This window comes from Thalassospira profundimaris (assembly GCF_003326675.1).
In the GTDB taxonomy this organism is placed as follows: Bacteria; Pseudomonadota; Alphaproteobacteria; order Rhodospirillales; family Thalassospiraceae; genus Thalassospira; species Thalassospira aquimaris.
The window spans coordinates 518,934-544,623 of sequence record NZ_JPWF01000001.1 but is presented as its reverse complement, the minus strand read 5'-3'; the positions used below and the strand labels follow the sequence as shown (position 1 = coordinate 544,623).

At 53.1% G+C, this 25,690-nt stretch carries 24 protein-coding genes and 1 riboswitch; of the genes, 11 read left to right on the top strand and 13 right to left on the bottom strand.

From position 1 onward, the window contains the following. The first annotated feature begins 398 nt into the window (after positions 1-398). Together TH19_RS02605 and TH19_RS02600 are read left to right on the top strand one after the other, a co-directional pair. On the top strand, positions 399-1,148 hold the full coding sequence (locus TH19_RS02605; RefSeq protein WP_114100730.1) for a glycerophosphodiester phosphodiesterase family protein: 750 nt from the start codon (positions 399-401) through the stop codon (positions 1,146-1,148). Between the two features lie 96 nt (positions 1,149-1,244). Continuing rightward, entirely contained in the window at positions 1,245-2,672 is a 1,428-nt protein-coding gene (locus tag TH19_RS02600; protein ID WP_114100729.1) for an MATE family efflux transporter, read from the top strand. A 79-nt stretch (positions 2,673-2,751) separates the two neighbouring features. Here TH19_RS02600 and TH19_RS02595 read toward each other — a convergent pair whose 3' ends face one another. Together TH19_RS02595 and TH19_RS02590 are read right to left on the bottom strand one after the other, a co-directional pair. Next, positions 2,752-4,017, bottom strand: a complete 1,266-nt coding sequence (locus TH19_RS02595; RefSeq protein ID WP_114100728.1) for a hypothetical protein — start codon at positions 4,015-4,017, stop codon at positions 2,752-2,754. Between the two features lie 122 nt (positions 4,018-4,139). Further along, positions 4,140-5,099 (bottom strand): helix-turn-helix transcriptional regulator, encoded by a 960-nt coding sequence (locus TH19_RS02590; protein ID WP_114100793.1) that lies wholly within the window; start codon positions 5,097-5,099, stop codon positions 4,140-4,142. Between the two features lie 118 nt (positions 5,100-5,217). Here TH19_RS02590 and TH19_RS02585 point away from each other — a divergent pair, with 118 nt between their 5' ends. The 3 genes from TH19_RS02585 (at position 5,218) to TH19_RS02575 (ending at position 7,174) form a co-directional block, all read left to right on the top strand. Continuing rightward, the gene (locus TH19_RS02585) at positions 5,218-5,793 is read left to right on the top strand and encodes a low molecular weight protein-tyrosine-phosphatase (protein WP_309471247.1); all 576 of its coding nucleotides are present in this window, start codon (positions 5,218-5,220) and stop codon (positions 5,791-5,793) included. A gap of 21 nt (positions 5,794-5,814) precedes the next feature. Next, positions 5,815-6,675 (top strand): fructosamine kinase family protein, encoded by an 861-nt coding sequence (locus tag TH19_RS02580; protein ID WP_114100726.1) that lies wholly within the window; start codon positions 5,815-5,817, stop codon positions 6,673-6,675. Between the two features lie 85 nt (positions 6,676-6,760). Beyond that, complete coding sequence (locus TH19_RS02575; protein ID WP_181846273.1) at positions 6,761-7,174, top strand: c-type cytochrome; 414 nt, start codon at positions 6,761-6,763, stop codon at positions 7,172-7,174. Positions 7,175-7,254: 80 nt separating this feature from the next. On the opposite strand, the gene folE is transcribed toward TH19_RS02575, so the two are convergent. From folE to metZ, 3 genes are all read right to left on the bottom strand, one after another. After that, positions 7,255-7,845 carry a GTP cyclohydrolase I FolE gene (gene folE, locus TH19_RS02570; protein WP_114100724.1) on the bottom strand — a complete coding sequence of 197 codons (591 nt, stop codon included), beginning with the start codon at positions 7,843-7,845 and terminating at the stop codon, positions 7,255-7,257. A 70-nt stretch (positions 7,846-7,915) separates the two neighbouring features. After that, positions 7,916-8,308 (bottom strand): Co2+/Mg2+ efflux protein ApaG, encoded by a 393-nt coding sequence (apaG, locus tag TH19_RS02565; RefSeq protein ID WP_114100723.1) that lies wholly within the window; start codon positions 8,306-8,308, stop codon positions 7,916-7,918. Positions 8,309-8,532: 224 nt separating this feature from the next. After that, positions 8,533-9,735: an O-succinylhomoserine sulfhydrylase gene (gene metZ / locus TH19_RS02560; protein ID WP_114100722.1), complete on the bottom strand. Its 1,203-nt coding sequence runs from the start codon at positions 9,733-9,735 to the stop codon at positions 8,533-8,535. A gap of 82 nt (positions 9,736-9,817) precedes the next feature. Then, a riboswitch (SAM riboswitch) is annotated at positions 9,818-9,889 on the bottom strand. 228 nt (positions 9,890-10,117) lie between these two features. Here metZ and TH19_RS02555 point away from each other — a divergent pair. The 3 genes from TH19_RS02555 (at position 10,118) to TH19_RS02545 (ending at position 13,891) form a co-directional block, all read left to right on the top strand. After that, positions 10,118-10,912 (top strand): TVP38/TMEM64 family protein, encoded by a 795-nt coding sequence (locus TH19_RS02555; protein WP_114100721.1) that lies wholly within the window; start codon positions 10,118-10,120, stop codon positions 10,910-10,912. Continuing rightward, a complete protein-coding gene (locus TH19_RS02550) occupies positions 10,905-12,332 on the top strand; it encodes a dihydrolipoyl dehydrogenase family protein (protein ID WP_114100720.1) in 1,428 nt (475 codons plus the stop codon). Before TH19_RS02555 ends, TH19_RS02550 begins: the two co-directional genes overlap by 8 nt. A 77-nt stretch (positions 12,333-12,409) precedes the next feature. Next, a complete protein-coding gene (locus tag TH19_RS02545) occupies positions 12,410-13,891 on the top strand; it encodes a sensor histidine kinase (protein WP_114100719.1) in 1,482 nt (493 codons plus the stop codon). 384 nt (positions 13,892-14,275) lie between these two features. Here TH19_RS02545 and TH19_RS02540 read toward each other — a convergent pair whose 3' ends face one another. The 4 genes from TH19_RS02540 to TH19_RS02525 form a co-directional block, all read right to left on the bottom strand. Beyond that, positions 14,276-14,884, bottom strand: a complete 609-nt coding sequence (locus tag TH19_RS02540) for a DNA-3-methyladenine glycosylase I (RefSeq protein WP_114100718.1) — start codon at positions 14,882-14,884, stop codon at positions 14,276-14,278. Between the two features lie 3 nt (positions 14,885-14,887). After that, positions 14,888-15,175 carry a YciI family protein gene (locus TH19_RS02535; protein ID WP_114100717.1) on the bottom strand — a complete coding sequence of 96 codons (288 nt, stop codon included), beginning with the start codon at positions 15,173-15,175 and terminating at the stop codon, positions 14,888-14,890. Positions 15,176-15,190: 15 nt separating this feature from the next. Then, the gene (locus tag TH19_RS02530; RefSeq protein WP_114100716.1) at positions 15,191-15,772 is read right to left on the bottom strand and encodes a TetR/AcrR family transcriptional regulator; all 582 of its coding nucleotides are present in this window, start codon (positions 15,770-15,772) and stop codon (positions 15,191-15,193) included. Positions 15,773-15,929: 157 nt separating this feature from the next. Further along, the gene (locus tag TH19_RS02525; RefSeq protein WP_258547798.1) at positions 15,930-17,396 is read right to left on the bottom strand and encodes a TrkH family potassium uptake protein; all 1,467 of its coding nucleotides are present in this window, start codon (positions 17,394-17,396) and stop codon (positions 15,930-15,932) included. A gap of 297 nt (positions 17,397-17,693) precedes the next feature. Here TH19_RS02525 and purU point away from each other — a divergent pair, with 297 nt between their 5' ends. Together purU and TH19_RS02515 are read left to right on the top strand one after the other, a co-directional pair. Then, positions 17,694-18,560: a formyltetrahydrofolate deformylase gene (purU, locus tag TH19_RS02520; protein ID WP_114100715.1), complete on the top strand. Its 867-nt coding sequence runs from the start codon at positions 17,694-17,696 to the stop codon at positions 18,558-18,560. Between the two features lie 213 nt (positions 18,561-18,773). Then, complete coding sequence (locus TH19_RS02515) at positions 18,774-20,210, top strand: sensor domain-containing diguanylate cyclase (RefSeq protein ID WP_114100714.1); 1,437 nt, start codon at positions 18,774-18,776, stop codon at positions 20,208-20,210. A 79-nt stretch (positions 20,211-20,289) separates the two neighbouring features. Here TH19_RS02515 and TH19_RS02510 read toward each other — a convergent pair whose 3' ends face one another. From TH19_RS02510 to TH19_RS02495, 3 genes are all read right to left on the bottom strand, one after another. Beyond that, positions 20,290-21,297, bottom strand: coding sequence for an aspartate-semialdehyde dehydrogenase (locus TH19_RS02510; protein ID WP_114100713.1), 1,008 nt, complete (start codon positions 21,295-21,297; stop codon positions 20,290-20,292). Between the two features lie 325 nt (positions 21,298-21,622). Next, complete coding sequence (locus TH19_RS02500) at positions 21,623-21,811, bottom strand: DUF3012 domain-containing protein (protein WP_114100711.1); 189 nt, start codon at positions 21,809-21,811, stop codon at positions 21,623-21,625. Positions 21,812-21,942: 131 nt separating this feature from the next. Further along, entirely contained in the window at positions 21,943-23,400 is a 1,458-nt protein-coding gene (locus tag TH19_RS02495) for a TrkH family potassium uptake protein (RefSeq protein WP_258547797.1), read from the bottom strand. 218 nt (positions 23,401-23,618) lie between these two features. Here TH19_RS02495 and TH19_RS02490 point away from each other — a divergent pair, with 218 nt between their 5' ends. After that, entirely contained in the window at positions 23,619-24,341 is a 723-nt protein-coding gene (locus TH19_RS02490; protein WP_114100710.1) for a thermonuclease family protein, read from the top strand. On the opposite strand, the gene TH19_RS02485 is transcribed toward TH19_RS02490, so the two are convergent. After that, entirely contained in the window at positions 24,342-25,676 is a 1,335-nt protein-coding gene (locus TH19_RS02485; protein ID WP_181846272.1) for a PepSY-associated TM helix domain-containing protein, read from the bottom strand. Positions 25,677-25,690: the final 14 nt, after the last annotated feature.

Sequence of the window (25,690 nt, the reverse complement as noted above, 5' to 3'; positions counted from 1 at the left end):
GGCCCATATCAGGACCTGTAAACACCTTTTTTGAAGATTCATGGAGATTTTCGAAGATTGTTTTTTCCATCCCCGAAACAGTCCGCGCAAACCCTTGGCTTTCGGGGATTTCACTTAGACCCTATCTCTGTGCATGGCGAGACCAACATACGCGCATAGCGCCGAAAACCGGCATTCTATTCGACTCTGGCGCGCCGATTAGAATATGGAGTCCAATGACTTCGCCCGTCACACACATAAGAAAGCGTTCAAATCGCAACAAGATTTTCGCTTTTTCACGGAAACCAAGTGGCGTAAGAGAATCCATAGTCCGTATCTGCAATGTGCGGCGATGACCGGACCATCCGATAACCCCGAAAAGCCGCATTGCACCCCTTGCTGTGAAAAGGCCAAAGACCGTGATCAATATTCCGCATATTGTCGCCCATCGTGGCGCATCGATTGAAGCCCCGGAAAACACCATTGCCGCATTTCGCGTTGCCGGTGCCCGTGGTGCAAAATGGATCGAGTGCGATGTGACGCTAAGTTCCGATGACAAATGCGTTCTGATTCACGATGACACCTTGGAGCGCACCACCAACGGCACAGGTCCGATTCACCACAGCGATCTTGCATCCTTACGCGCCCTTGATGCCGGTGGCTGGTTTTCAGACATATATAAGGGTGAACGCATTCCGACCCTTTCAGATACGCTTGAGACCCTTTTCTATATGGAGATGGGCGCGAACCTCGAAATCAAACCGTCGGGCTGTGATCCGGTACGTCTGTGCCATGAAGTGATCGCCGAACTGAAGCGCGCACGCGATCTGCCGATCCTGATTTCGAGCTTTGACGATATCGCGGTTGCCGAAATGCGCAAACATGCCCCGGAACTGCCATGCGGATGGTTGCTTGAAACCCTGCCCAAGGACTGGAAAACCGAATATGAGCGCCTTGGTGCATCCGCCATCCATATCGATCATGCGGCCCTGACCCCGGTTAGTGCCGCCGAGATTGTCGATGCCGGCATACCACTGGTTTGCTATACCATTAATGATGTTGACCGGGCGAAGGAGCTGTTTTCCTGGGGCGTGACATCGGTCATCACCGACGATCCGGCGAAATTGCTTGCAGCGATCCCACGTCGTCCGTTCGCTGCCCACAGATAACTGCCCGCATAACGGGCCCATAAACGCCCCCCGAACAGGATATGCCACCACCATCATCTGTTCGGGTGGCGACAATTATAAACAGGAAACGTTTGCATGACCCTTGCCCCACAAGACGGGACAGCGGCCACTCCGCCGCCAGATCCCGCCGCATCACCAACCCCGCTTTATCCCGATAACCGGGTCAAGCGCCATCTAAGCGAGCTGTTTCGCCTTGCCCTGCCGGTAACCATCGCCCGGCTTGGAATGTTGATCATGGCGGTTGTCGACACCATCATTGTCGGCAACTACGACAGTGCGGAGCTGGCCTATCTGAACGTTGCGCACGCGCCATTTACGTCCTTGATGGTGACCGGCATCGGTCTTTTGACCGGGGTCATGATCCTGACATCCCATGCCAAGGGGCGCGAAGACTGGCAAGCAGCCGGTGCGGTCTGGCGCCATGCCATGCCCTATACCATTTTGATCGGTATCGCCTTTACCTTCCTGACCTGGCAGGCAGAGTGGCTGTTTATCGTTACCGGACAGCCCGATGAAATTGCCACCCATGCCGGACGACTGGCCATCATCTTGTCGATCGGGATGCCCGCCGCCCTGATCTATACCACCTGTGCCTTTTTCCTTGAAGGATTGCAGCGCCCGTTACCGGGCATGATCGTGATGATCATCGCCAATCTGATCAATCTGGTGCTTGATTATGGTCTGGTTTACGGCGCCTTCGGCCTGCCCGAACTTGGCGCAGAGGGGGCGGCTTGGACATCAAGCGTCATTCGCTGGACCATGGCCCTTATTCTGTTGGCCTATGTCCTGTTGATGAAAAGCCATGATCTGTATGGCATTCGCAAAGGCTTTGCCGGATGGTGGCGGGGATCGCGCGATGCCCGTCATCTTGGCTATGCTGCTGGTGCCAGCCAGGGCATGGAAACCAGTGCCTTTGCTGCCATGCAGCTTTTTGCCGGACGGCTTGGCGTGGTTGCTGCGGCAAGTTACGGCATTGCGATGACAATGCTGGCGCTGATGTTCATGGTGGCGCTTGGACTGGCATCGGCAACATCGGTGCGTGTCGGGATTGCCTATGGGCGGCGCGACCGGCCCGACATGGCGCTTGCCGGCTGGATCGGATATCTGACCACGATGGCGGTGATGTTCGTGCTCAGCATTCCGATCTTTCTGTTCCCGGATGGCGTATCACATCTGTTCACACAGGATGTCGCCGTGATTGCGACCACGGTTTCGGTTCTGGTGTTGATGCCGATCATTTTCCCGACCGATGGCGGACAGAATGCCGCCATCAGTGCGTTGCGCGGGGCCGGAGACAAATGGGCACCAACCATATTGCATCTGGTGTCCTATATCTTTGTCATGATCCCGGCGGGTTATGTCCTGACCTTTGTCTTTGAGATGGGGGTTCCGGGACTTTTCTGGGGTATTGCGCTTGCCAGTCTGGTCGCGGCCACGGGCTTGGCCATACGGTTTGCGATTGTGTCGCGCCGACCGATCCCGGCCTATGTCGGGCCGCAATAAGCCCACATCAAACCGTACCGATAAAACAAAAAGGTCCGCCAGAGCAATCCGGCGGACCTTTTTCCTTCAATGACCCTGATCAGGAGCGCGCTGCATCAAACTGGCATCGCGGCATCAAAATATCGCAGAATGGCAGCACCAGCGTATCGAAGGCCGATGCCGCACGGGCGGCATCAATGCGGATGATATGAAGTTCGATATCGCGCTGGGTCGCCAGTTCACCAAGCGGAGAAAGTTCCGGCAAGGCATCAACAAGTGTACTGTAAAATTCAATCTGATCAGCACGTGCCGTTCCGGCCGCCAGATTGCCCAGATGATTATAAAGCGCCATCGCAAGGAACCAGCGGCAATAGGGCATCAGGCCCTGCACGATTTCGGTTCGTTGTTGCGGCTGAAGATATTGTTGCAGGTCGCTATCAAGCCACACCGCATTTTGCACCCCGGCAACAAAGGCATTGCGCAAGGCCGGTTGTTCATCGGTAAAGAAGACCGAGGTCAACCAGCCAGAAACCTCATCAAGGGACCGACGACGGGTATCGGGTGTGCTGTTCGCGGCAAAATCAAGGGCAGGCATCGGCGGCTTGCCCGACATGGCAAGGCTTGCCACCGCAGGATCGATCAAGGCATTGGCAAGCCATGCCTGATGCCAGATGCGCATGGGTCGGAAATAGGGTTCCTTTTCCGGGCCGCCGGCCTCGATCCAGCTTTCGATCAGATGCGCCCGGCCAAGCGATATCCCAAGACGCAAGGCATCTTCAAACCCCATACCGCCGATCAGGAACGGATCACCCAGCATATCTTCAAGCAGTGGCAGGCTTGCCGCGACATGATCGGCGCGAAGCCCCGCCCCCAGCGGCTGATAAAATGATGCGCCATCCCCGTGGGCCAGAACCGCGCGCGCATGCTTGGCAAAGCTTCCCCAGAACACCAGACGGACCGGTTCGGACCGTTTGCGCCATAAAGGCCGGGTCATATGCCAGTTTTCGGTTTCAAATTCCGCCATCGACATTGCGCCGACAAGACGTGCAAGCGGCTTGGCTACCGCGGTTTCAAGTGTATCAACATCACCAGCATGCCCGACCGACAAGCGCCAGCCCGGTTCTTCATGCGGATGACGATCAAGCCATAGCATGGCGAAGCCAGACGCACCGGCCCGTTCAGCCGATGGCGCAACCAGATCAAAGAACACTGATAACGGTGCCGGAAGGTCCGGAACCGAATGGTCCGGCAACGCATCCCCGACTGTCCAGGTTTTGACCGTCACATCATCGGCATCGAGCCGGTCGCGAAAGCGCGGCGGCAGAAACCCGGAATATTGATTGTCGGAATCGAATGCGTCGGTCATGGCAGCCTCGTGGATGCAAGTGGGGTACGATACGGTTCGTACCGTCTTGGTGCTGCTGATAAACAAGGACGGGGAGCAGGTCAATTATCCGCATTTGACCTGATTTCCGGGTCAGGTAATGTTTATGCTCGGGTCAGGCCGGCGTGACTGATGCTTGCTTCGCGGTAAACAGACGGCGGCATTGCCATCAATCGCCTGAAATCACGCGAAAAATGGGCATTGTCGGTAAAGCCGCACCAAAAGCCGATTTCCCCTACCGAAAGACTTGTACCAGACAACAAACGACAGGCTTCGCGCACACGCACGATCCGCAAGACATCGGAAAAGCGATTGCTGGCCTGTTGCAGGCGGCGCTGCAATGTCCGCCCGGATGTATCAAGGGCGGCCGCAACTTCATCAATCGACCAGCTGCGTCCGATATCCTGTTCAAGAACGCCGCAAAGCTGACGCACGATCGGACGTTGCCCGCCAAGCGATGGCGCCGATCCCGGCATATTGGCCATAAACGGATAGGAGGACGATACCGGTTCAAAACTGTTCCAGTTAATCCTGAACCGAAGCCCGCGCCCGGTGAAATCAAGTTTGTTGTTAATCCGGCCTTTGCGCACCACACGGATCGCCGGACCATGACTTGGCAGGATTGTTCCGTCGATATTTTCGGCCCCGGCAGCTTCGAGCAAACCGATCAGGAAGCCCTGCAATAAAAGGTTCTCGACCCGTGCCGGAGGTTGTCCGCGAACGACACCGCGATGGATGTTCATCGATTTACCGGTAATGGAAAAATCACTGCGGGCACGGGCGTGGGAATAGCCTTCCAGTCGTCGCCAGCGATCTGCGATCACCGAAGGCGTCGCCGAATGGCGCAACATGGTCAGAACCGGTTCCTGTTCCTTGGCAGCAAGATGGCGACCAAGGCGCACCAAAACGGCAGGACCATTTGTTTCTTCCAGTGCGAGCATGATGCTGCGCAGCTTGGCAGATGTCACAACTGTACCCGCGGGCACCAGATCATAACCGCGCGGCAACCAGGCCAATTGCCGGATCAGGGCAACATGCAATCCGAAAGAAACAAATTCTTGCATCAAATCACGCCAAACTTCGAACAATGGCGCGATCATACAAACTATTAATCACACTGTCAGCGCACGATCCAAAATGTCACGAAGCTGTTACATAAAGAGCAAATCAGGCCGATCAGCGTTGGAAACCCGCCGCGACACCAGATTACCGTCATTGCCCGATTTTGCCCCGCATGTCAGTCTGGGCGTTCTTTCAAATACTCACGAGCGGATTGATAGTGTGATCAAGGTTCTTTTTGTTTGTACCGGCAACATCTGTCGGTCACCGACGGCAGATGGTGTGTTCCGCAAAATCGTTGACGAGGCAGGGCTCTCTGATTTGATCAGCGTCGATAGCTGCGGATTATCCGCCTATCACGTTGGCGAACTTCCCGATCCCCGATCCAGCGAAATGGCAAAAAGCCGGGGGTATGATTTAAGCGATATTCGGTCACGCAAGATCAAACCGTCCGACTACGTGCAGTTTGACTATATACTGGCAATGGATGACGGACATTTGCGCGACATGCGTCGTCAGGCACCATCTGCCAACCAGGCCAAGATCGAACTGTTCCTTGATTATCATCCCGATATGGTCGGGCAAAGCGTTCCCGATCCCTATTACGGTGGGACAAACGGGTTTGTTCATGTCTTTGACATGATCGAACAAACGTCAAACAACCTGTTGATCCATATCCGGCAGAAACATGCCCTTTGATTACGTGCCATCATTTCCCCCATGCACAATAGCGCCCTGAAAGACCTGATTGAAAACCTGACCAGTGACGTCGTTGCCAGTATCTCGAACCTGTCAGGTGGAACGATGGCAAGTGTCACACGGGTTGAACTTGGATCTGGCCGATTGCTGGTCATCAAACAAAGTCATTTGGCAAACAGCGATCTTAAGATTGAGGCACGAATGTTGCGATATTTTGCGCGACATTCACCAATCCACTGCCCGTCGGTTTTACACGCCGACAATGCCTGTCTGGTCATGGATTACATGGCCAATGACAATCAGATGTCGCAACGCGTTCAGCGTGATCTGGCCGAACAACTGGCAGCACAGCACAGGATTACGGCAACCACCTTTGGGCTTGAATTCGACACCCTGATTGGCGGGCTTCCCCAACCCAATCCGCAAACAGAAAGCTGGGTGACATTCTTTGGCGAACACAGGCTGCGTCATATAGCACAAGCTGCCCATCAGGGCGGCCAATTGTCCGCATCCACCACCGCACGTATTGATCGTCTGATTGACAAGCTTGATGGTTTGATCCCTGACAAACCAACTGCTGCCTTACTGCATGGTGATTTATGGGGCGGAAATATTCTGTGCCAGGATGGCAAGCTGGCAGGATTGATTGATCCGGCACTTTATTACGGTGATCGCGAGATTGAACTGGCATTCGGTACGCTGTTTGGCGATCTTGGTCCCGCCTTTTTCGGACGATATAACGAAATACTGCCCATTGAACCGGGGTTCTTCGAAGAACGTAGAGATTTATATAACCTTTACCCCCTATTGGTTCATGTAAGACTGTTTGGTGCGCCCTATATTGGCGCAGTTGAAAATATTCTGATGCGCTTCGGGTGCTGATACAGGCCCGAACGCACACAGGGATCGCTAAAGATAAGGGATGAGAGAGTTGAAATTTGTAGCAGGGGCCGTCTTGGCCATTTCCATGACAGCCAGCATCGCCGCCATCGCCCATGAAGGCGCATCGGGCGTTATCGAAAAACGTATGGACGGCATGAAAGCCATCGGCCAGCAGGTCAAGATCATGGTTCCGATGATGAAAGGCGCCTTGCCCTATGACCCGGCCAAGGTTGCAGAATCGGCTGGCATCATTGAAAGCCATGCCGGCGAAAACTTCACCAGCCTGTTCCCGGAAGGCAGCAACGAAAAGCCATCCGAGGCCCTTGGCGATATCTGGACCGACTGGTCAAAATTCACCGACCTTGCGGCCGAACTGCAAACCAGCGCCAACGCCCTTAAGACGGTGGCCGCGGGCAATGGTTCCGAAGATGAATTCAAAGGCGCGCTTGGCACGATGCTGCGTACCTGCAAATCCTGCCATACCGATTTCCGTGAATAGTCTGCCCGGGTAGATATCACCGAAACAACAAAGGCCGCAGCATTACGCTGCGGCCTTTTTCGTCATTGCAAAACCCGTGATCAGCGACCGATCATTGCAAAGAATTCGCGGCGGGTGATCGGATCATCACGAAATGCGCCAAGCATCCGGCTGGTGACCATCGAAACACCGGTCTTGTGAACGCCGCGTGTGCTCATGCATTGATGGTTGGCATCAATCACCACTGCAACACCAAGCGGATCAAGTTCTTCCTGAATGGTGTTGGCGACCTGTGCAGTCATTTTTTCCTGAATCTGCAGACGCTTGGCATAAACTTCGACCACGCGGGCAAGTTTGGAAATCCCCACAACACGGCGACGCGGCAAATAGGCGACATGGGCCACACCGATGATCGGAACCATGTGATGTTCGCAATAGGATTCGACGCGAATGTCGCGCAACACGACCATCTCGTCATAGCCGTCGGTTTCTTCAAAAGTCCGGCGCAAAATTTCTGCCGGATCCTGCTGATAACCGGCAAAGAATTCACCATAGGAGCGCACGACACGATCAGGAGTTCCAAGCAATCCTTCACGATCGGGGTCATCCCCCGCCCAGCGAAGGAGCGTGCGTACCGCGTCTTCTGCTTCTTCCCGGGTTGGGCGTTTTACGGCGCTATGTTCGCTGCACATACTAAATCCTTTTATCTTTTCCTGGCGGAATTGCTTCCCGCCTTGGTGGGGCTCCTGACCCGCTTTTATCCTAGTTTACGGTATGTTGCCCATGGGGACTGTCCAAAGAAAAGGCCGGAATGGCAATATCAAAGTGATTTCCATCCATATCCGTCATTTCATAGGTCCCGACCATGAAGCCGCTTGGTGTCGCCAAGGGGGCACCGCTTGTGTAGTTAAAACGTTCCCCGCCTGCCAGAACGGGTTGTTCGCCAACGACACCGGGGCCTTTGACTTCCTGGGTTGCCCCGCGTGAATCCGTGATCCGCCAGTAACGGTTAAGCAACTGGACAGTTTTGGATCCAAGATTTTCAATCTCGATCCTGTAAGCCCAGACATAACGGTGGCTTTCGGGATCGGATTCATCCTCAAGGAATACGGGTTGTACCGAAACCTTGATATCGTGGGTTACGGTCGAATACATGCACGTCTCCGGGCCAAATGTGTTCCATTCATTGTGTGTCAGCCAAGACTGAGATTGATCAGCCATATGTAGACAGTCGACAACAGAAGTACCAGTGGCCAGTCACAATAGTCGCGAAACACCCTGCCTGCCAACGGGACATGCGTGTATGTCCCCCATTGAAAAGCAACGGCCCGCACATCGTACGGGCCGCTTTGATATCAGGATTACTGCATCTTTTTCCGTTATACGGAAAGTGCTGCCAGAATATCTTCTTTCAGGTCGTCAATGTCTTCGAGACCGACAGAAAGCCGCAGCATGCCTTCGGTAATGCCCATCGTGATCTTGTCCTCGGCCGGTACGCGCTGATGCGTTGTGGTCCAGGGATGGGTTGCAAGACTTTTGGCATCACCAAGGTTGTTGGAAATATCAATCAGCTTAAGGTTATCAAGCAACGAGAAGGCTGCTTTTTTACCACCGGCAAGCTCGATTGCGATCAATCCACCACCGCGTCCAGACATCTGTTTCATTGCCAGTTCATGCTGCGGATGACTTTTCAGTCCCGGATAAATAACGCGCGACACTTGCGGCTGTTCCGACAGGAATTCGGCAAGGGCTGTTGCATTCCGGATATGCTGGTCAATGCGCAGGCTAAGTGTTTCAAGACCCTTGAGGAGCACCCATGCGTTGAACGGGCTCATGCTTGGGCCGGTATGACGCAGGAAAGTGGTCAGATGTTCGTCATGCCATTCCTTGTCATTGAACAGGATGGCACCGCCAAGACAACGTCCCTGACCGTCAATATGCTTGGTCGCGGAATAAACAACGATATCAGCACCCAGCTCCATCGGCTTTTGCAGGATCGGGGTCGCGAAAACGTTATCAACCACGACCTTGGCACCGGCCTTATGGGCAAGATCGGCAATAAAGGCGATATCAAGCACTTCAAGGGTCGGGTTTGACGGGGTTTCAAGGAAAACCGCATCGGCCGGTTTGGAAAGGGCTGCTTCCCATGCAGCACGATCGGTTCCGTCAACCAGTTCGGTTTCAACGCCATAGCGCGGCAAAAGTGTGGTCAGGATGAATTCACACGATCCGAACAAGGCACGCGAACCAACCACACGGCCACCGGCCTTGGTGCAAGCTGCAAGCGCGTTCCAGACAGCTGACATGCCCGATGCCGTCGCACGGCAATATTTGGCCCCTTCAAGAAGCGCCAGACGTTCTTCGAACATGTTCACGGTCGGATTGGCAAAACGTGAATAGACATAACGTTCCGGCCCGCTGCCATCAAAGGAAGCTTCTGCCTCGGCGGCGGTTTCATACACATAGCCGGAATTCATAAAGATGGCTTCGGATGTCTCGGAGAAACCGGTGCGCGCGGTACCACCACGAACAGAACGGGTCGCTGCACGCCAGTTATCGGAAGCCTTTTTTTCGGTCGTCATCGTCTTGCTCCTAATATGCCCGAAGATATTGGTGCGTTCCGGGCACAAAAAAACCCTGACCGGCATGAATGGGTCAGGGCCGAAGCCTTTTTACCCCTCTTTAGCGATTTTTTACGTGGCCGCAAGCCGGTCGACAAATCCCACGATGCCCAGACGATACGTCCAGACTTCCCCGACGTCAAGCACCAGACCATCAGGATTTCTGCGCAGCTTGGTGCCTTTTCCAAACCTGTCGCTGTTCGCGTGATCCTCACGCAATGGTGAAAGCAGTTCATAAGCGTCTTTGGAAAATTCGCTCTAATGTTGGGGAAATTAATGCAATCCTGTTTGTCGGGATTTGCTCTTCATCCCGTCACCACCAACCTGCAAGAGCGTGATTTTAATGACCAAAACAAGTTCAGTGACGCCCAACGTGTCCCAACACAAAACAGAAAATCCAGATCCGGTAACCGCCCCAGCCAAACCGCTTTGGCGTCGTTTATTGCCGTTGATTATTCTGATTTGCGGCCTTGTCGGAGCATGGGCAAGCGGGGTTCTGGATTTGTTGTCCTTTGATACCCTGCGCGACAATCGGGAACTGCTTCAGGACCTTGTTTCAAGCAAACCGACACTCAGCATCCTCGGATTCATGGGGATATATGTTATTGCGGTCGCACTTTCCCTACCGCTTGGTTCGATTCTGACCATTTCGGGCGGGTTCCTGTTTGGTGCGGTACTCGGCACCACCTATGTGGTCAGTGCGGCAACCCTTGGGGCGGTCATCGTTTACCTTGCGGCACGTTACGCGTTTTACGATGTCATGCATAACAAGGCAGGCAGCGCGATTCGCAAGATGGAACACGGCTTTGCCGAAAATGCGTTCAGCTATCTGATGGTTTTGCGCCTGATCCCGATTTTTCCCTTCTGGCTGGTCAATCTTGTACCCGCACTTTTGGGCGTTCCGTTGCGGTCTTTTATCCTTGGTACATTGCTTGGCATCATTCCTGGTACGTTCGTTTATGCGTCCATCGGGGACGGGCTTGGTGCCCTGTTTGATCAGGGAAAGACGCCGGACCTCGGCGTGATTTTCGAGCCACGCATCCTGACCCCGATCATCGGCCTGGCCGTTCTCGCACTAATGCCTGTTGCCTGTAAGAAACTGCGTAAATCCAAAAGCGGGGACGCCAATCATGAATAAGGTAATCAAAACCGACATCTGTGTCATTGGTGCCGGATCAGGCGGGCTTTCGGTTGCAGCCGGTGCCGTTCAAATGGGTGCTGATGTCGTTTTGGTCGAAAAGGCCAAGATGGGTGGTGACTGCCTTAATACCGGGTGCGTGCCCTCCAAGGCGCTTCTGGCTGCGGCCCATGCCGTGCAAAATGCACGTACTGCGTCGCGTTTTGGTGTCACCACGGGCCAGGTTGAAGTCAACTTTGCAAAGGCAATGGATCATGTCCATTCTGTGATATCGGGGATAGCGCCCCACGATTCTGTCGAACGGTTCGAAGACCTTGGATGCACCGTCATTCAGGCCGAAGGGCGGTTTATCGCACCAGATACCCTTATCGCAGGCGACACCGAAATTCGGGCAAAACGTTTTGTCATTGCCACCGGGTCACGCGCAGCGGTACCGCCTATTCCCGGCCTTGATAGTGTTTCCTATTTCACCAACGAGAATATCTTTGAAAACCGCGTCTGCCCCGAACATTTGATCATTGTCGGCGGCGGTCCGATCGGCCTTGAAATGGCGCAGGCCCACCAACAGCTTGGCGCCAAAGTTACCGTCATTGAAATGATGACGATCCTGCCCAAAGACGATCCCGATATGGTCGAGGTTGTTCGTGATGCAATCAAGGCAAGCGATATCACCCTGTATGAAGGGGCCAAAACCAAAGAGGTCAAGTCAAGTGGCGATAAAGTCCGGGTCATCATAGAACATGACGGCATCGAGATTACACTGGAAGGCAGCCATTTATTGCTGGCAACCGGACGTCGGCCGAATGTTGAAAACCTTGGGCTGGAGCAGGCCGGTATTGCCTTTGAACGGACGGGCATTTCGGTGGATGCGCGGCTGAGGACATCGAACAGGAAAATTTTTGCGATTGGTGATGTCACCGGCGGCCTGCAATTCACCCATATGGCGGGCTATGATGCGGGGATCGTTATTCGAAACGCCCTGTTCAAATTACCCGCCAAGGTCAATTACAGCGCCGTTCCCTGGGTTACTTATACCCATCCCGAAGTCGCACAGGTTGGCATGACCGAGGCCACTGCACGCGCCCGGTACGGCGATAACATCCGGGTGGTAAAATGGGATTACGCCGAAAATGACCGCGCCCGGGCCGAGGATGATACGACCGGCTTTATCAAGGTGATCACCTCCTCCAAAGGACACATCCTTGGCGCAGGTATCGTCGGTCGCCAAGCCGGGGAATTGATCGGCGTCTGGTCACTGGCAATTTCACGAAAAATGAAGATCGGGGCTATTGCCGGAATGATCACCCCCTATCCAACGTTGGGGGAACTTTCCAAACGGGTGGCCGGTGCCTGGTACACGCCCAGCCTGTTTAGCGAGAAAACCCGTAAAATTGTCCGGTTCCTTTTGAAGCTCGGATGATTGGCATTCGGGCGGAAGAGGGGAACAAGGTTCTGTTGCGCTGTACTTTTTTGCCGGTCTCTGACTAACATCACCTTATGGAACGACCGCATCTGAAATTGCCCCCGTGGGCCAAATCACTTTCCGCACGCCTGCTGGTGTTGACGGTCAGCTTTGTGATGCTTGCAGAGATCTTTGTCTTTGCCCCCTCGGTCGCCCGCTTCAGGATTGACTGGCTTAAGGCGCATCTGGATTCAGGATATCTGGCAGCCCTTGCCCTTGAAGCAACGCCCGATCAGATGATTCCGGACGATCTTGAAAAGCAGTTGTTATCCAATGCCGGGATCGAAGCCGTGATTTTGCGGCTGGAAGGTCGCAAACTTCTTTTACAGCGCGACGACATGCCCGCCAAGGTCGACAAGAATGTCGATCTGACCGATTTCTCGATCCCCATGGCCGTCATGGAGGGGTTATCAACCCTGTCCCAAACCGACGACCGGATGTTACGCGTTGTCGGAATGCCATCAATGGCACCGGATTTTGAAATTGAAATCCTTGTGCATGAAAAGTCCCTGACTGATGCCATGCGCAATTTCGGATGGCGTGTGTTTGGCCTGTCACTGATGATTTCGTTCTTCACGGCCGGACTGGTTTATTTTGCGCTGAACCGATTGATGGTCCGTCCGATGCGATCCCTGACACGGGACATGATCCGGTTTCGCGAAAATCCACAGGACAAGTCATCGCTGATTACGCCCGGTGTTCGCGATGACGAAATCGGGGTTGCCCGTCAGGAACTGGCAATCATGCAACAGGACATTCAGGCGATGCTTAATCAGCGTCGACGTCTTGCCGCCCTTGGCACCGCAGCCACCAAAATCAGTCACGATCTGCGCAATGCGCTGGCAACATCGATGCTGATGACTGAACAGCTTGCCAAAAGTCAGGATGACGAAGTCCGCGCAGTGGTGCCCCGATTGCTGTCATCGATGGAACGTGCGGTCTATATCAGTGAACAAACCTTGTCCTTCGCACGCGAAACCCCACCGCCGCGTGATCTTGCCAAATTCACCTTGATTGAGTTGATTGAAGAAATCCGTGATCAGGTCTTGCTGCAGAAGGTAAATGGCCTTTCAGACGGCCCGCTTACCGACAATGATCCACAGGATGTACCCTGTACGGCAAAGATTGAAATCGACCTACCAGACGACGTGGTGCTTGAAGCTGATTATGACATGCTGTTCCGCGCCTTCAGCAACCTGATCCGAAATCCGCTCGAAGCCGGGGCTGACATGGTAACGGTCACCTTCAACAAGAAACTATCGCATCACCATGCCGAAGAATCGGATGTAAAACGCAGTTTCATTGAAGTTTTGATCAAAGATAATGGCCCGGGATTGCCCGAAAAAGCCATCAAGAACCTGTTTGTGCCCTTCGCCGGAAGTGGCCGCAAAGGCGGAACCGGCCTTGGCCTTGCCATCGCGCGGGAGTTGATAAGCACCCATCACGGCGACCTTCGCCTTGTTGCAACAGGTCCGGATGGCGCGGTTTTCGGGGTGAAATTGCCATATATTGGTTAATTCAATGCATAACTCTATTGCAACGCACCAAATCGATAGTTTTTTTCTATTAAAACTATTTTTATATTCGATTTCATCTTTGGAAAGTTATTTGGCACTTTGGTCTCAAGGCGATGCCGGGCCGAAATCCCGATCCCCGATCCGCTCCTGACCCAAGGTTCGGTGTCGCCTGATTGATTTCCCCGTGACCCGGTTCACCTGCAAGAAGAACAGCATGGCAAACATCAGCACCATCGCGCCTTGCGGTTGAAACCGAAAACGGGACGAACCAATAATCCTTGCCGGATTATCATCAAGGGATCAGGCAACTGGTCCCTGCCCTCATCCCCTTGCCCCTGGGCAAGGGGCGTCTTTTTTCCCCAAGCACCAAATTGCCAAGCCCTGTTACCCCGGACGAACAAGAGATTTGCGAACCTCGTCAATCTTCGGACGCAGGAAGCACCCCTCGGCATGGTCATTGATCAACCCCATTGCCTGCATGAAGGCAAAAACTGTGGTCGGACCAACAAATTTCCAACCCCGTTTTTTAAGGTCCTTGGAAAGGGCAACAGAAGTCGGTGACGTCGACTTTGTCTGTGGGATTGCGATTTCGGATGGATCAGGTTCAAACCGCCAGAAATAAGCCGCAAGCGATCCTTCACGTTCGACCATCTCACAGGCACGCTTGGCGTTGTTAATCGACGCTTCAATTTTGCCGCGGTGACGGATGATACCCGCATCCTGTAACAAACGTTCAACGTCCTTCTCGTCAAATTTGGCAAGCTTCCGGAAATCAAAATCGGCAAAGGCCGCGCGGAAATTCTCGCGCTTTGCCAATATCGTCCGCCAACTCAAACCTGACTGAAATCCTTCAAGACAGATTTTCTCGAACAATCGTTGATCATCAATAACCGGAAACCCCCATTCCGTATCGTGATAGGCATTGAATTCCGGCGCAGCATCGCACCATGCGCACCGGCATTTCCCATCTGGCCCCGTGACTGTCTTGCTCATCGGTCAGGCCATCATGAATTCAAGACGCGTGTCGGCAAAGGTCGGGGATATTTCCATGATTTCTGCAGAAACAATCCCTTCTACCACGAACGGGTCTTCGTTTACCCGCGCGTCAATCTGATCGCGCGTCACACCATGCGCAAGGATGGCGCCCCCCATATTGGGCTGCAAACTACCCACCATCATGAACACGCCGTCATCCAGCCCCTTTTTAATCCAGGCCTTGTGAGCATCCATGAATTGCGGGGCAAGGGTACGGTTTTCACCAAACTTCAAAAATACAGTAAACATTCTTTTCTCCCTGTTTCAGGACCGGGTGGTTTGCGTCAGACCCGCGATCTGTTGATCAAGCCAATCACACATCAGATCGACTTCACTTTTCAGAAAGCCCGCATCATCAAAGGCATTGGCAAGAGTCGCGACACCCTGACTGCGGGCCAGAACATGCATGGCAAGACCGTCTGATTGCCCCCCGAACCCAAGGGCGACAAACTGGCGCCCCAGCCAGGTACGAAACAGGGTAAACAACCCGGCTGCGTCACTTTGTGCCGCATGATTAAGCTTGGCCAATTCCGAGGACAGCGTGCCGACCGGGCAGCCAAACTTACGGATTTTGTCGCCATTAACGATCAGGATATGGATAAAGCTTCGAATACGTTCGGCCGGGTCATTCCCACTGACTTCCCAGCGATCAAGCATCTGTTTGGTATTTGCCAGACGCTGATTGATCACCGCATCAAGGATGTCATCCTTGGTTTTGAAGTGATGGTAAAAATTGCCCCGCGAGATACCGACTGCCGCGGCAATATCGGCAAATGACGTTGCCTCGAACCCCTGTTGGTAAAACAGATGATCCGCCGTCTCAATAATCCGGTCACGCGTTGACATGGGTTTTCCAATTCTGACTGCACCGTATTAGGACAATTGTCCCAATTTCAGAATTAGGTCAATCGTCCTACTTTGTCAACAAACCAAAACAACAACACCCGCAGACCAATGGCCCTCGGGTGTTGAAACATTCGCAAGATACAAAGACGAGACGGGATCAATCCCGCCAGAAAGCCGGGAACAACAATACAAGGACGGTAAAGACTTCCAGACGCCCGATCAGCATACCGATCGACATCAGCCATTTTGCTCCGTCCGGCAGGGTCGCAAAGTTCCCCGACGGACCAACAATCGGGCCAAGCCCCGGCCCGACATTGGCAATCGCTGTGCCCGCACTTGAAACCGCAGTGATGAAATCAAGCCCCATAGCTCCTAGGGCGGCGGCAAGCACCACGAAGCAGAAGACAAACAGGAAGAAGAAGCTCAAAACCGATTCTGTAACGTCTTCTGACAGTGGCTTGCGGTTGTAATAGGCAATGAAGACGCCATGTGGCCGCAACATATGTGACAACTGGATTTTGGCGATTTCATACAGCACCTGAAGACGGAAAATCTTCACCCCGCAGGTCGTCGATCCCGCACATCCACCCACAAACATGACAAAGAAGAACACCGTAACGGCAAAAGGTCCCCAAAGACCATAATCCGTCGTCGCATATCCGGTCCCGGTCATGACCGACACGATATTGAAGGACGTATAACGAAGGGCGGTCAGGAACGGCACACCGTTGGTTTCCGAATGCCAGAATGCCAGCCCGAGAATGATCGACATCGCAATGGTCAGGAACCAACGAACCTGACTGTCGCGGAAAAGCGCATTGCCCTGCCCGCGCAGCATTTGCAGATACAAAATGAACGGCAATGCGCCGGTTGCCATGCCCAGCGTGATGATGACATCAATCGCCGCACTGTCAAAATGCCCGACCGACGCGTCTTTGGTCGAAAAACCACCTGTTGCGATGGTCGTCATGGCATGGGCAATCGCATCAAATGGCGGCATCCCCGCCCACCACAACAAGATTGCCCACAATGCCGTAAAGCTCAGATACAGCATGGCAATGCCCATCGCGATCTGGGTCGCACGCGGGAAAGCCTTGTCCGACTTGTCGGAGTTTTCCATCCGGAAAAGCTGCATCCCGCCAACGCGCAACATCGGCATAACAGCAATCGCCATTACAATGATCCCGATCCCGCCAAGCCACTGCAAAAGTGCCCGCCAAAGCAAAATACCCGGCGGGGCTGTATCAAGCCCTACAATAACGGTCGATCCGGTGGTGGAAATGCCCGACATCGCCTCGAAAAAGGCGTCGGTATAGGACATATCAAGATCGGAAAAGGCAAAGGGCAACGCAGATGCCGCTGTCAGAACCACCCAGCTCAGCGTTGTCAGGATGAAGGCCTGCCGAGAGTTGATCTTAAGGTTGTCCATCCGGTTCATCATGATCAATGCACCGCCGACAAACAGCGAAACAACAGATGCCGCCGAAAAGACGATCCAGTCCGACTGACCGTAATACAGGTCAACCAGCGCCGGCACAAACATGCCTACTGATAACGTACAAAGCAGGATGCCGACGATGAAGAGAATGGGACGGAAATCAATCAATGAAACGCCTCTTGGCATATGAGCCGCGTCTCCCCCCGGATGCTGCGGCATGATGCATTTGCTGTTCCAGGGCCAAGCCCCATTAATTTTGAGGGCACTGCATAACCGAAATTGCGGACAACATGTACCCTATTCATAACAAGCAGCGGAATTCTTGGCACAAGCGCCGATAAAGTCCAGTTCTTTATCGGCTATGCGTTTTTGGTCTGGCAGGTTTGGCATAGGCGGAAATCCGCCATTTCCGGGTTGGCATGACGTATGATCACCGCTATATCGGCGGGGTAAACAAATTCAAGAACGAAAGCAGCCGCGGAAATGTCCGAACTCGCCAAAACCTTTATTTTGACCATCACATGTCCCGATACCTTCGGGATTGTCGCAGGTGTATCCAGTTTCCTTGCCGACGAAGGCGCGTTCGTGACCAAACTCGAACAGTTTGGCGACCCCAACAGCAAGCGTTTCTTCATGCGTGTGAAATTCGAAGCAGGCCGTGCCCTTCGAACCAATGCCGAATTCACTGAAAAATTCACACCGATTGCCGAAAAATTCTCGATGAAATGGAAATTGCACGATTTCCATCGCAAACCCAAAGTAGTCCTGATGGTCTCGAAATTCGGGCATTGCCTGAATGATATCCTGCATCGGGTTGCTTCGAACAACCTGCATATCGAAATCCCGGCCATCGTTTCAAACCATGAAGACATGCGCGGTATCGTCGAATGGTATGGCATCCCCTATTATCACCTGCCCGTGTCCAAAGACACCAAGGAAGCCCAGGAACAGAAGCTTCTTGACCTGATTGGTGAATATGATGCCGATCTGGTTGGTCTGGCCCGTTACATGCAGGTGCTGTCGACCGATCTTTGTCGGGAACTCGAAGGACGTTGCATCAACATCCACCATTCGTTCCTGCCAAGCTTCAAGGGGGCCAAACCCTATCATCAGGCCCATGCACGCGGCGTAAAGCTGATTGGCGCGACCGCGCACTATGTCACTGCCGATCTTGATGAAGGTCCGATCATTCATCAGGCCGTCGAACGTGTCGATCACACCATGACTGCTGACGACATGGTCGAGATCGGTCGCGATATTGAATCGGTGGTTTTTTCGCGCGCCATCCAGATGCATTGCGAACATCGCGTGTTCCGCAACGATCACAAAACCATCGTATTCCGGCGCTAGACACAGCCCTGCACACGTAGAAGTTTCAAGGAACCGCCGACCACCAGATCGGCGGTTTCTTTTTAATTATTCTAAATTAATCCCCAAACACAATCGGTCCTCAAACTGATATTGCCCCGTGCAATACCCCCGGCTTTCCCGTAGATTAACCGGGTCGAAATTGCGGAATCAAATACCGGCAACGACGAACGATTGTCTTTTGGGGAGCTTTCCGTGCAGGGAAAGAAAATATACTTCGCCGTTATTTTGTGCGTACTTCTTGCTGTCGGTTTTCTGACCACAAGTTTCGTCAGTTTTTATGTCGCACGCGAATCCCTTGAAGAACAGGTTTCCGAATCAACGCTGCCTTTGACCAGCGACAATATCTATTCGGAAATACAGCGCGATCTATTGCAGCCGATCTTTATTTCGTCCTTGATGGCGCATGATACCTTTGTCCGCGACTGGGCATTGTCCGGTGAAAGCGATGAACAACGCATCATCAAGTATCTGAACGAAATCCAGTCGCGCTACGACACCATTACAGCCTATTACATCTCCGACAAAACCCGGAATTACTACCACCCCAGCGGCGTCATCAAACAGATCACCGAAGATGACCCTGCCGACGGTTGGTATTTCCGCGCGCGCGATGCCAAAAAGCCCTACGAGATCAATATTGACCACGACACGGTTGATCGTTCGCGGCTGTCGATCTTTATAAATTATCAGGTAAGCGATTATGACGGGAACGTCATCGGGATCACCGGGGTTGGATTGTCGGTCAACTCGGTCACCAACCTGATCGAGACCTATCAGAACCGCTATGGCCGAACGATTTACTTCGTCGATACCGAAGGCCATGTCACCTTGCGCGGCAGCGGATTTGGCAATGCCGAGAACCTGTATGAACGTCCCGGCATGCGAAATCTTGCAACCCAAATCCTGACGTCTCCCGGGGCATCGATCTCATATAGCGAAGATGGACATACCTATTTCGTCAACAGCCGACTGGTTTCGGAATTTGGCTGGCTTCTGATCGTTGAACAAAGTGACCTGTCATCGAACAACCGCCTTCAGAACACATTGTTCGTCAATATCGGCATATCGCTTCTGATTACGGTGATTGTCGGGCTAATCGCCTATTTGACCGTGCGAAACTATCAGAACCGGCTGGAAGAACTGGCATCACGTGACAAACTGACCGGAAGCCTCAACCGTCAGGTCTTTGACATGGTGTTTGATCAGACGACCAAATCGTCCAGACGTCAAAAATCACCCTTGTCGGTCATGTGCTTCGATCTGGACGGCTTCAAAGCAATCAACGACACCTATGGCCATCCAGGCGGTGATGCTGTTCTGCGTGAAGTCCTGACGTCAATCCGAACGCATGTTCGCGAGTCCGATCTTATTTGTCGGTGGGGCGGCGATGAATTCGTTGTGATGTTCCCTGATACCAACAGGCAGGATGCCTTGACCAAGGCCCGTGAACTTGCAGATCACATCCGCGAAGCACCAGTCCGCTTTGGCCGCGATAAAATCCTGATCACAATCAGCGCAGGTGTCACTGAATACCGTGATGGCGAAGACCTTGATACGCTGATGTCACGTGTTGATAACGCCCTTTATACCGCCAAGGCATCTGGTCGCGACCACATCTCGCTGGCGTAAAACCATCATCATTCAAACAAAACGGCCCCGTCAGATACCTGACGGGGCCGTTTGTATTTCGTCCTAACTCCGTTTGGAATTAGTCGGCAATCGATGCCTCGGCAATCTGAACTGCATTCAGCGCCGCACCTTTAAGCAGCTGGTCACCAGCCACAAACAGTTCCAGACCATGATCCCCAAAGATCAGGTTCGAACGGATACGGCCGACTTCAACATCATACTGTTCGGTTGCGGTCAACGGCATCGGATAGACGTTGTTTGCCGGATCATCGACAAGCTTGACGCCCTTGGCCTTTGCAAGAACTTCACGGGCTGCTGCCGGGGTAACCGCTTTTTCGGTTTCAACGACAATTGCCTCGGAATGGGTGCGTTCGGTCGGGATACGAACCGCAGTGCACGATACCGGAAGATCCGGCGCGCCAAAGATTTTGCGCGTTTCCCAGGTCACTTTCATTTCTTCACGGGTGTAACCGTTTTCCTGGAAGCTATCGATATGCGGGATCACGTTGAATGCCAGCGGATGGGCAAAGACTTCGGCCGGAACCGGCTTGCCTTCAAGACCGGCTGCCAGACCTTCGCGCAGTTCGTTCATGCCCGGCTGACCGGCACCCGATGCTGCCTGATAGGTTGATACGATCACCTTTTTCAGACCAAAGGCCTGATGCAGCGGCCAAAGCGCAACAGCGGCAATCGCCGTGGTGCAGTTCGGGTTTGCGATCAGTTTTGCAGTCTTGGCAAGATCACCATTGATTTCCGGAACGATCAGCGGAACGTCATCATTCAGACGGAAAGCCGAGGAGTTATCAATGACCAGCGCGCCTTCGGCGATCTGCGGGGCATATTCCTTGGCGAAATCGCCGGAAACAGCAAGGAAGACAATATCGCACTGCTTTGCTTCTTCTACAGAAAACAGTGCGATGGTCTTAGTGCCGAACTTAGTCTCCACGGTCTTGCCTGCTGAACGCTCGGAAGCGAACAGGGTGAGTTCACCCACAGGGAAGTTACGATCAAACATAACGTTGATCAGCTCGACGCCAACCGCACCGGTTGCGCCGATCACACCGACATGGAGATTTTCGGCACTCATAATAATTGTCTAACCTCGTATAAAAATTGTTGTCGTATTCGACTCCCGCGATCAGTCACGGGCCGCGCATTATAGGGATTTATCAAGGCAACGCAAATGTACCTTGCTGCATCACACTTATGCGTCGAAATCTTCTGTCTCAAACGCGGTGGACAACAGTTTGTTCCACGTTATTTTCCGCCATTTAAACGCAAAAATCCGCCCCTTGGCAGTACCACCGCCAAGCAGGTGCCAAAGAGCGGATTCAACCGCCACAATGGCGGCATTTCCAGACAGATGAGAAGAATCGACCGACAAGCACCTTGTCGATCAAGGTTTCACACGATCAGAAAAGACAGTGTTTGGTGAAATCGGCTGCTTCGTTTGCAGTCCAGTCACCCTTCGGCTTTTCCTTAAGATCAGCACACCATTCTTCGCTTCCGACTTCCGGCGAACAGGCCGAAACGGCCCCCGCAATCATCAATACCGAAACAATGCCTGCTGCTTTGCGTGCGAATTTTTTCGACAACATCATGCCCGTGTCCAAGTTTTGTTTGTTTTATGTGTTGAAAGATCAACCGCGATCAAACCTGACGGACGCCACCAGCAATGTCAGTGGCATTCGTCACAGGTCCAACTTTTACCGTTGATCATTTTGTAACGGAACTAGTCCCGCCAGAAAGATGGCATCAAAAGAACCAGCAACGTCTCAAACTCAAGCCGTCCCAAAATCATGGCAACGTCAAGGATCCACTTTGCGGCATCGGGCAAGGACTGGAAACTTCCGGCAGGCCCGATGATATTGCCAAGCCCCGGACCAACGTTGGCCAGTGCTGTTGCAGCGGCACTCATCGATGTGATCAGATCAAGCCCGGTCATCCCCAGCGCAACAGTTACGCCGATATAACTGATGGTCAGAAGGAAGACATAAACTGTAACCGCATTATAGATGTCAGACGTGATTTCATGACGATCAATGCGACTGACCACAACCGCAGACGGACTGCGCAGGCGCATAAAATGGGCGCGCAACCCGGTAAAGACCACATACAGGCGAAACATCTTGAAGCCGCCCGATGTTGATCCCGAACAGCCACCAATAAAGGTCGCAAAGAAGAACAGCATGACGGCCGTTGGCCCCCACAGCAAATAGTCACCTGATGCAAAGCCGGTGGTGGTAATCACCGAAACAAGGTTAAACGCCGCCAACGTCAGCGACCGGAAGATGCTGTCATCGGAAATTTGCGCAAGCCGCAACGTCAGAAGCAACGTAAAGCCGGTAATGATCAGAGCAAAAAGTCTTATCTGCTGGTTGCCCGTCACTGCACGCAACGTCCGTTTACGCAGCATAACCGCATAGGCCGTAAACGGAAGACCGCCGGCAATCATGAACAGGATGGCAATCCAGTGCAGCGAAAGACTACTGTCAAACTTGGCAAATGACAGGTCAGATGTCGCATAGCCGCCAGTCGACAATGTGGTCATGCCGTAATTGATCGCATCAAACCAGTTCATCCCGAAGACGCGATAGAGAACCACACAGGTAAAGGTCAGGCTGCTGTAGATCAGCACAATCTGCAGACACATGTCGCGCATGCGCGGGCTGAGCTTTTCGGAGCGATCCGAACTTTCCATCTGGAAAAGCTGCATGCCACCAACCCGCATCATCGGCAACAGGGCCAATGCTGTCACGATAATACCAATCCCGCCCAGCCACTGCATGATTGATCGCCAGATCAACAGACCCGGCGGCATATCATCAAGTCCGGAAAGGATTGTTGATCCGGTGGTGGTCAGACCCGAAACCGTTTCAAAAACCGCATCACAGAAACTGATGCCAAGCGATGAATACCAAAGTGGCAGCGCCCCGGTCACACTGATGGCGATCCACGACACAACGGTCAGGACATAACCCTGCCGGGCTGTCACGCGCGGACCAATATCGGACCGACAGGCAAGGCACGCCATGCCCCCAAGTCCGATGGTTGTGACCGATGCCTGGGCGAAAATTTTCCAGTCCGGGTTACCGTAATAAAGATCAACAGCAGCAGGAACCATCATCGATATACCGATGATAATCACCATGACCCCGACGACGAAGAAGATGGGTTGCAGACGAAACAAAGAAGCTTCCTTGTCAGCAAAAGACAAACCCGCTTTTAGCGCCAATTCCCTTTAAATGCATCCTGTTATTGTGCAGGGCAAGATCGACATTCTGGTCACCATCGTCCGGCCGAATCATCAGACGTCATCATTTTGCCGTTCTTTTCGCTTGTTCTTTTACCCTGTTCGATGTGTCATTCTTCACAAATCAACCGTTTGACCACACGCCGAGGTTTCCGTTGCAACGTTTGCACCATCTGTTTTTCCTGATTGCTGTGCCCGTGTTATTAGCCCTTGCGGTTTACCTGCAAGACAAGCCGGTTAATGCCGCGAACAATGCAAACCATTCGGACACCCCCCCGGCACTCGAAGCCGAAGGCCGCGATATCAACGTCATTGATGGTGATACCATCATCATTGACGGCAAGGTGGTCGATATTGCCGGCCTCGATGCCCCCGAATTGGGTCAGCAATGCCGGCACAACGGCAGTTTCTGGGATTGTGGCATGTCGGCCGCCATGCAGTTGCGCAAATATTTCGCCATGGCACCTTTTACGGTTCAATGCTGGCCCGGCGATGAAGACCGCGCTGGCAAGGCAAACGATTTTCCGATTGTCGAATGCGGAATAGGAGATCGCGATGTCGCCGCGGCCATGATCCGCGATGGCGAAGCCCTGCCGATTGAGGGTTATTCACATCGCTATGACAGCCTTTCCGCCGAGGCGGCCAATGCGGAAATCGGCATTCATGGCAGTGATATGATTGCGCCATCTGATTGGCGTGCTGGAAAGCGTCTTGAAGGTGAAACCGGGCGCTGCCTTTATGTCGCGACCCCGGATAAACACTATGTCGGGACGCTTGATCCGCGCTTTGACAAAATCAAGACCGATAACACAATCCAGATTTGCAGCGATGAACAGGCGCGCACACTCGATTACGAGTATCTCGCGCCTGCCCCTTGATCATGCCGGGTGATGCTTTCTGACCTTTGCGCGGCGAAGTGAAAAAAGACCAATCACCCAAACCAGTTCGATCATCAAGGTTACGATCCCCCAGCAGAGGATGAAGACTGCCACACCATCTGGCAGCTCAACCATGACATACTTGCCATCGACCTTGCCGCCAACACGGTGCAGGTAAACCCAGACAATCGGTAATACCGAGATCGGGACGATCAATGCGACACAGGCGGCCAAATTCGCCTTCGGCCATTTTGCAGACCTTCTGTTTTGTTGCTTTTGCACATAAAGCCACGCCCCAGAAAGCGATAACCCCGCAAGAACAAGGCCAAAAACAAACCAGACGATCTTGCTGGTGATCCCTGCGAAAGTTCCAAAATGCAGGATATCGGCGGTTTCTGACCAACGCCAATACGCGTTCAAATCCCCGGCATACTGATTGAATTCAATCTCACCACTAACGGGATTAATGAACAGCTTGTTCGCACGGTCTCGGACCAACACATCATCGGATTGGCCGATAACGTAAAAAAATCCGGCGCGATCCGGCTGGATCGTTGTGATCTGCATATCGGGACGTTCCTGTCGCGCGATTGCAATCAGATCCCCGATAGGCATGCGTTCCTGCCCCGCAATACGGGGATCCGGCAATTGATGAACGGCCAGCGGATAGGCATCAACCAAGGCAAATTTTTCGTCGCCAAGTTTGTAACGTGCTTCTTCAAATAAATACCAGGCACCGGTAAGCGCCATCAACAAGACGAACCAAAGGCTCCAAAGACCGGCAAACTTGTGCAGGTTGCTCCACAAGCTGATCTTTGTTTTACCCAGCCGCAACTGAAAGAAACGCTGCCACCACCGTTTGAAAAACAACAGTGCCGATAACATCGACAGGAAAAGCGGAACAGAGAACAAGCAGACAAGAAATTTGCCCACACCATAAAGCCCGAAAAACGCTTCGTGGAATTCGCGAAAGAACCTCTGAACCGTAAATATCGATTGGCTTCCGGTAACCTCGGCCGTCGCAGGATTAAAATAGACAAACAGCCGCCCGCCGCCCGGTTCCTTGACGGTAAAACGCGCTGCGGAAAATCTGTTTGCCGGCGCTTCGGCAAGTTCGATCTTGGCCCGGGGATACGCACGTTCCACAACCGGGAAGGCCTTGGAAAAGTCGAAGTTGTCCTCTGCCGTGACCATGCGGGATGCCGGCATCAGAAGCCAATCGATTTCCGATGACAATGCGGCAAAAGCCCCACTCCAACAGATGGAAAACAACAGCAAGCCCAAATACACGCCGATCCAGCTGTGCCAGTCAAACCAGTTTGGTTTGACTGGCATCTTCGCCGTCAGTT

Coding starts and splice junctions, on each gene's coding strand:
- TH19_RS02600 (WP_114100729.1), top strand. CDS start 1,245: ATGACCCTTGCCCCACAAGACGGGACAGCGGCCACTCCGCCGCCAGAT.
- TH19_RS02595 (WP_114100728.1), bottom strand. CDS start 4,017: ATGACCGACGCATTCGATTCCGACAATCAATATTCCGGGTTTCTGCCG.
- TH19_RS02590 (WP_114100793.1), bottom strand. CDS start 5,099: ATGCAAGAATTTGTTTCTTTCGGATTGCATGTTGCCCTGATCCGGCAA.
- TH19_RS02580 (WP_114100726.1), top strand. CDS start 5,815: ATGCACAATAGCGCCCTGAAAGACCTGATTGAAAACCTGACCAGTGAC.
- TH19_RS02575 (WP_181846273.1), top strand. CDS start 6,761: ATGACAGCCAGCATCGCCGCCATCGCCCATGAAGGCGCATCGGGCGTT.
- folE (WP_114100724.1), bottom strand. CDS start 7,845: ATGTGCAGCGAACATAGCGCCGTAAAACGCCCAACCCGGGAAGAAGCA.
- apaG (WP_114100723.1), bottom strand. CDS start 8,308: ATGTATTCGACCGTAACCCACGATATCAAGGTTTCGGTACAACCCGTA.
- metZ (WP_114100722.1), bottom strand. CDS start 9,735: ATGACGACCGAAAAAAAGGCTTCCGATAACTGGCGTGCAGCGACCCGT.
- TH19_RS02555 (WP_114100721.1), top strand. CDS start 10,118: ATGACCAAAACAAGTTCAGTGACGCCCAACGTGTCCCAACACAAAACA.
- TH19_RS02550 (WP_114100720.1), top strand. CDS start 10,905: ATGAATAAGGTAATCAAAACCGACATCTGTGTCATTGGTGCCGGATCA.
- TH19_RS02545 (WP_114100719.1), top strand. CDS start 12,410: ATGGAACGACCGCATCTGAAATTGCCCCCGTGGGCCAAATCACTTTCC.
- TH19_RS02540 (WP_114100718.1), bottom strand. CDS start 14,884: ATGAGCAAGACAGTCACGGGGCCAGATGGGAAATGCCGGTGCGCATGG.
- TH19_RS02535 (WP_114100717.1), bottom strand. CDS start 15,175: ATGTTTACTGTATTTTTGAAGTTTGGTGAAAACCGTACCCTTGCCCCG.
- TH19_RS02530 (WP_114100716.1), bottom strand. CDS start 15,772: ATGTCAACGCGTGACCGGATTATTGAGACGGCGGATCATCTGTTTTAC.
- TH19_RS02525 (WP_258547798.1), bottom strand. CDS start 17,396: ATGCCAAGAGGCGTTTCATTGATTGATTTCCGTCCCATTCTCTTCATC.
- purU (WP_114100715.1), top strand. CDS start 17,694: ATGTCCGAACTCGCCAAAACCTTTATTTTGACCATCACATGTCCCGAT.
- TH19_RS02510 (WP_114100713.1), bottom strand. CDS start 21,297: ATGAGTGCCGAAAATCTCCATGTCGGTGTGATCGGCGCAACCGGTGCG.
- TH19_RS02500 (WP_114100711.1), bottom strand. CDS start 21,811: ATGATGTTGTCGAAAAAATTCGCACGCAAAGCAGCAGGCATTGTTTCG.
- TH19_RS02485 (WP_181846272.1), bottom strand. CDS start 25,676: ATGCCAGTCAAACCAAACTGGTTTGACTGGCACAGCTGGATCGGCGTG.